Source organism: Solilutibacter pythonis (assembly GCF_003697345.1).
Classification (GTDB): domain Bacteria; phylum Pseudomonadota; class Gammaproteobacteria; order Xanthomonadales; family Xanthomonadaceae; genus Solilutibacter; species Solilutibacter pythonis.
Window position 1 is genome coordinate 1 of record NZ_RFLY01000033.1, and the last position, 4970, is coordinate 4970.

At 51.6% G+C, this 4970-nt stretch carries 7 protein-coding genes; all 7 read left to right on the forward strand.

Annotation, left to right across the window (positions count from 1 at the left end; genetic code table 11):
- The coding region (locus EBB59_RS12975; protein WP_147455609.1) for an RHS repeat-associated core domain-containing protein at positions 1–821 on the forward strand (821 nt) is incomplete at its 5' end.
- A 5-nt stretch (positions 822–826) separates the two neighbouring features.
- A complete protein-coding gene (locus EBB59_RS13625; protein ID WP_147455610.1) occupies positions 827–1126 on the forward strand; it encodes a hypothetical protein in 300 nt (99 codons plus the stop codon).
- A 540-nt stretch (positions 1127–1666) separates the two neighbouring features.
- Positions 1667–1912 carry a hypothetical protein gene (locus EBB59_RS12980; protein WP_122102567.1) on the forward strand — a complete coding sequence of 82 codons (246 nt, stop codon included), beginning with the start codon at positions 1667–1669 and terminating at the stop codon, positions 1910–1912.
- A 480-nt stretch (positions 1913–2392) separates the two neighbouring features.
- Entirely contained in the window at positions 2393–2575 is a 183-nt protein-coding gene (locus tag EBB59_RS13945; RefSeq protein ID WP_158601815.1) for a hypothetical protein, read from the forward strand.
- Positions 2576–2593: 18 nt separating this feature from the next.
- Positions 2594–3316 carry a hypothetical protein gene (locus EBB59_RS13630; RefSeq protein WP_147455611.1) on the forward strand — a complete coding sequence of 241 codons (723 nt, stop codon included), beginning with the start codon at positions 2594–2596 and terminating at the stop codon, positions 3314–3316.
- Entirely contained in the window at positions 3228–4493 is a 1266-nt protein-coding gene (locus tag EBB59_RS12985) for an RHS repeat domain-containing protein (RefSeq protein WP_147455612.1), read from the forward strand. The genes EBB59_RS13630 and EBB59_RS12985 overlap by 89 nt, the downstream gene beginning before the upstream one ends.
- A complete protein-coding gene (locus tag EBB59_RS13635; RefSeq protein WP_147455613.1) occupies positions 4490–4762 on the forward strand; it encodes a hypothetical protein in 273 nt (90 codons plus the stop codon). Before EBB59_RS12985 ends, EBB59_RS13635 begins: the two co-directional genes overlap by 4 nt.
- Positions 4763–4970 lie beyond the last annotated feature (208 nt).

Here is a 4970-nt window from a genome sequence, read left to right on the forward strand (position 1 = left end):
AAGCGAAGCAACAGGTGATCTGGCTGGAGAATTACCCGATTGCCGTGATCGACGGCAGCGGCGCGGCAGCGAATATCGGCTACATCGAACCGGACCACCTGGGCACACCGAGAGTGATCATCGATGCGAAGCGCAACGTGGCGACATGGAGATGGCCGCTGACGGGGGAAGCGTTCGGCGCGGACGCACCGGAAGAAGACCCGGACGGCGACGGCGAACGCTACGAGTTCGACCTACGCTTCCCTGGCCAACGCTACGACCGACACACGGGGCTACACTACAACTACTTCCGGGATTACGAACCACAGACAGGGCGGTACGTGCAGAGCGACCCGATTGGGTTGAGTGGGGGTATCAATACGTACGCATATGTGAAGGGTGATCCGATCTCGTTCGTTGATCCGCTCGGACTTGAAGGTGTCGGGCACTGGAATAACGGAAGCATGGACAATGTTGCTAACGGGGGCGAAGCATTCAGAGAGATGTATGAAACATCTCGCCAGTGGCGCACTTGGGGCCATCAGACGTTCCCGGGCGAACGAAATTCCGCCATGCGACATTGTGCGGTTAGCTGCGTTCTTAGCGTCAAGTTAGGAAGTGGTGTTGCAAGAGCGGCTGGTGTTACCAACGAAGCTCAAGGTCTTGCAATGCACGATATTCCGAATCTGCGCAGCAGAATTCGTGGCGAGAGTCCGTGGGCATGCCAGGCATCAGATTTGGCTGACAATGAGCGTGGATTCCGTGTTGGTAATTCATTGTCAAGCGGCTTGTCAGATAGTCAGCTCACACAAAGCTGTATGCAGGGGTGTGCTGGGAACTAATCGAGATGAGAATTCATTTGGCTTTGATGAGTTGCCTTGCCCTGGCAGCATGTTCTTCGGCTCTTCAGGACGAACAAATTCGTGGGGATTTTCTTGCTCTGCAAACGGCTGGTGAAATTCAGCCCTCAGCGGCCATGACCAAGATCGTCAGAGGAGATGGCTGGAGTGATGGAGCAGAAGTCAGGGTGTACTTCTGTCAGCGCAAGGAAAGTTCCGTCGGGAAATGCGAAGAAGAAAATTACGTTAGCTTGACCTACCAGAGAAGTGGTGATGAATGGTGCTTGATCTCCTCTGACCAAGAGTAGAAATCAGGCGGGTCTTTGACCCACCGCTGGGAAAACAGGGGTCAAAGTAGGATTTATCTCCAGTAGATGAGAAACGGCACGCCGACCCCTGTTTTCATTCAACCGGCTGAACAAGGCGGTCAAGGGCGGCGTCACCACGAACTACTGGATCAACGCGCTGGGCCAGCGGGTACGCAAGGACCGGGGAACGACGGCCACGACGATAGGCTATCTGTATGGCCCAAGCGGACAGGTGGAGGTGGAGTACAGCTGGGGTTGGTTTTAATATCCAGGGTTCAGATAATCTTGTTAAGAAGGGGGGGTTGGAGAGATTTGACGTGGCTGAATCGACTTTTTTCTGTGGAGGACACAAAGAGGGATAGTATTGGTGGGGTTTCTGTTTCCGCTCCGCCTTTACCAGGGGTCGGGATTGGGTTTATGTTGGGGTCTGGATATACGGTGTCTGGACAGGTGGCCTCTCCCGTTGGGAGAGGATGTGGGTGTCCTTAAGATGATAAATTATAAAAAATTCTTGTCGTATTATTATATTTATTTTTTCTAATGTTGAAGGTTGTTTCTTTTTTTGGGGCTTTTGTGACGGCGGTGATATTTGTATTTGTTGTTAAGGATATGGTTGAGGGGGGGTATGGGGTTTTGGGAGGGGGAATTGTTTTGGTATTGTTTTTTGCCTTCTTTATTATGTGGAAAGTTGGTTCGGTGGGTTTGAAAAGTATGAAAAATAAGAAAGGTTCGGTTCTTTTAGGTGCTGCCAAGGTGGCGAAGAATAGGCCCGGTGGCCGTGAGTAAGATGGAGTTTTCTGATATGTATGGGAATGTCGGCAACCCACTAATGTATACCAACCCCTATGGGGTGTGGGAATGGTTGGGGATTCCTGATCCGATTTTCAATTTCACGTTTGGCGTAGTCGATGATATCTCCTTTATGACATGGATTCTGGAGTAAACCGTTGCTCATCTGCATACAAAGCGGGTGGTTATGCCGCTATAGGGGTAGGGGTGGGGGGGGCTTGCTTATGCTGGTTCGGCGAAAGTTGTTGCTGCCGCTGCACGAAATGGTGCCGAGGCGGTTGCAGCAAGAAATGTGGCTAAAAGGATTTTTCGTTTAAGATCTTTCCAAAACTATAAGATGTATACATACGAGCAAATGATGCATAAGTATGGCTCCGATAAAGCGGTGCAAGCTGCTGCGGGTAGAACTTCAAAACTTTGGAATGCTATGGCTGCGGATGCAGTTGGTGGTGGCGGGGTGTTTTTAGGAGGCAATGGATGCGGATGCTAAATAATGCGCTATTGACATTAATGCCATTTATTTTGTGTTTTGTAATTGCGTTGGGTGGTGTGTATCTTTTTGATTTATCGTTCTGTGCGGCATTCCCTATTGCCGTAGGGATTGTTGCGGTTAATGCTGTTCTGATTGCAATTGGTGATTCTAAGTGCGGCGATCAATAGCTGATTTGGCTTGTTGCAATGAAATTTACGGATATGCACACCGGACTGGCCAAGGCTGTCTCTAAGGTCGCAGCATCGGGTCTTGAAGCTAGTGCATTAAGATCATCTTTACGAAGAGTGTTTGGAGATGGTAATAGTTTTAGACCTCCTAATCTATCGAAGTATCCAACTGATGATGCTTTGCGGCAGGCTGCTAGTCGAACAAATGTTTTTGGTAATGCCTGGGGTGCGGGGCTTCTGCGAGAGATGCATACCAGGGCATGGGTGGGGCTTGTGGGTGTCAAGAGTGAGATGAAGCCTATGCGAACCTTTTCTGTAGTTGATGAGAGCGGTGGAATCGTTGCATTCGAAATTGAAAATATATATGTGTCTCGCTCGGATGTGGTCAGGATTTTGCGTCGCGTTGATGGTGTGAAAAATGTATGTATGGCTGGAAGGTTTGGCGGTACGAACGAGATGAGGGTTAATTTCGAATATATGGAAAAGCCACATGTTGTTTGGGAGCCGTTTGGTGATAGCAGTAGATATTGGATAGGCGCGGCGGATGCGAATTATTCGGTGGCGCTCTCTAAGCTTCAGTATGCATTTGATGCCTATCATCCGACCTGGTGGAGAAGATTGATGGGCGATTTATTTTCGTTACGTTTTTTTGTTGGTCGAACAGATCCTGCCCAATGCCGTGAAGCAAGCCTACGTGTACAACGCGGCGGACCAGTTGACCGGCATCGGCTGGGCGGATAAGGACGATCAAGTGATCGGCAGCCTAGGCTACGGCTACCACCCACAAAGCGGCCGGCTCTCGGCGCAGACCGGCAGCTACGCCCCGCAACTGCTGCCGCCGGCCAGCCAGGGCGACAACACGTTCGACGCCAACCACCGGCAGACCCGCTTCGAGGGCACGGCGCTGCACTACGACGCCAACGGCAACCTCACCGAGGCAGGCGGCCGCCGCTACGTGTGGAACGCCCGCAACCAACTCGTCGAAGTACGCGAAGGCACACAGCTAGTAGCGAGCTACCGCTACGACGCCCTGGGCCGGCGCATTGCGAAACAAGAGAACGGCGGCACCATCGAATACCTGTACGACGGCCTGAACCCGATACAGGAGAAAGCGGGCGAGACGATCAACCCGATTCTGACCGGGTTGGGCGTTGACGAATACTACGCAAGAAACGAAGCCATCGGCCGCACCTACTTCCTGAGCGACCACCAGAACAGCACGCGAGCGTTGACCAACGCCGCGGGCCAAGTGGTGAACCGCTACGACTACGACCCGTACGGCAACGTGCAACAAAGCAAAACAGGCTTCAGCAACCCGTACCAATACACGGGCCGGGAACGCGACCAGACGGGGCTGATGTACTACCGCGCCCGTTACTACCGCCCTGACATGGGGCGATTCATTGCGGAAGACCCGATCGGGCTGGCGGGGGGATTGAATACGTATGTCTATGTCGAAGGCAATCCTTTGATGTACGCCGATCACCTGGGCCTGGCAGTGTATCTGTGCTCAAGACCTGTGAATGTTGATTGGGTGCCAATGTCCATGCGTCCTTATTTAAGGCACATGTGGGTCAAGACCTCGACTACTGAAGCAAGGATGGCTGGGGAGTGCCCGGTTCCCGGTCAAGGATGTGCCGACGTTCCTTATAGCGCTACAAAAAACAAATCTCACGCTGGACAATCGGCGCTGTCGGGATCAATATGTGTTTTTCAACAAAATGTTGATGAGGCATGTGTGAATAGCAAGATCAACCAGGGCCAGCCAACGGGCACATGGAGCATGGTGAATCAGTACCAGAGTTTTTCAAATGCGGTTGTTGCGCAGTGTCGGTATGGTCCGCAAGATGGCCCGTTAGTGCCCAATGCATTGCATAGTCGCGACCCGCTGGGTTCACGTTTTTCACCGAAGCCATGAGCATCATGAACAAGTCGATAAGTCCCGGTCGCACGCTTCTTTTAGGCGTTGTCTTGTTGATGCTTGGCGCTTTGGCATTTACGTCCGCCATTTATTACGGATGGCTGTCGGTGACTCCAGGTTGTGAAGGGGGCTGTATTTCTAAGTTCTCCAAACTATCAAGTGTATTAGGCTATTCCTCGTATGCATTGTTGCTCGCGGGAATTGCTGCAATTGTTGCTTTCATCGTCAAGAAAATAAAAGCAAGGGCCGCGCTAAAAATCTCTTAATTGATCGCTGTCGTAAACAAAGACATAGTGCGTGGCTCTCTCTTGCTGCCTCTCGGGCCAAGCGAGATTGAAGTGTTGGAATGGTGGCGATGAAGGGCATCAGACTGCCCAAGCCAACGCTTGGACTAACATGGGGCGGTGTGGAGCCATGCTTTCCGGAAATTGGTTCATGGGAGGTGTCCGATGAATATGGTCGATTGTATTAAGA

Excerpts from the sequence above, each read along its gene's own strand:
- EBB59_RS13625 (WP_147455610.1), top strand. The coding sequence starts at position 827 with ATGAGAATTCATTTGGCTTTGATGAGTTGCCTTGCCCTGGCAGCATGT.
- EBB59_RS12980 (WP_122102567.1), top strand. The coding sequence starts at position 1,667 with ATGTTGAAGGTTGTTTCTTTTTTTGGGGCTTTTGTGACGGCGGTGATA.
- EBB59_RS13945 (WP_158601815.1), top strand. The coding sequence starts at position 2,393 with ATGCGGATGCTAAATAATGCGCTATTGACATTAATGCCATTTATTTTG.
- EBB59_RS13630 (WP_147455611.1), top strand. The coding sequence starts at position 2,594 with ATGAAATTTACGGATATGCACACCGGACTGGCCAAGGCTGTCTCTAAG.
- EBB59_RS13635 (WP_147455613.1), top strand. The coding sequence starts at position 4,490 with ATGAGCATCATGAACAAGTCGATAAGTCCCGGTCGCACGCTTCTTTTA.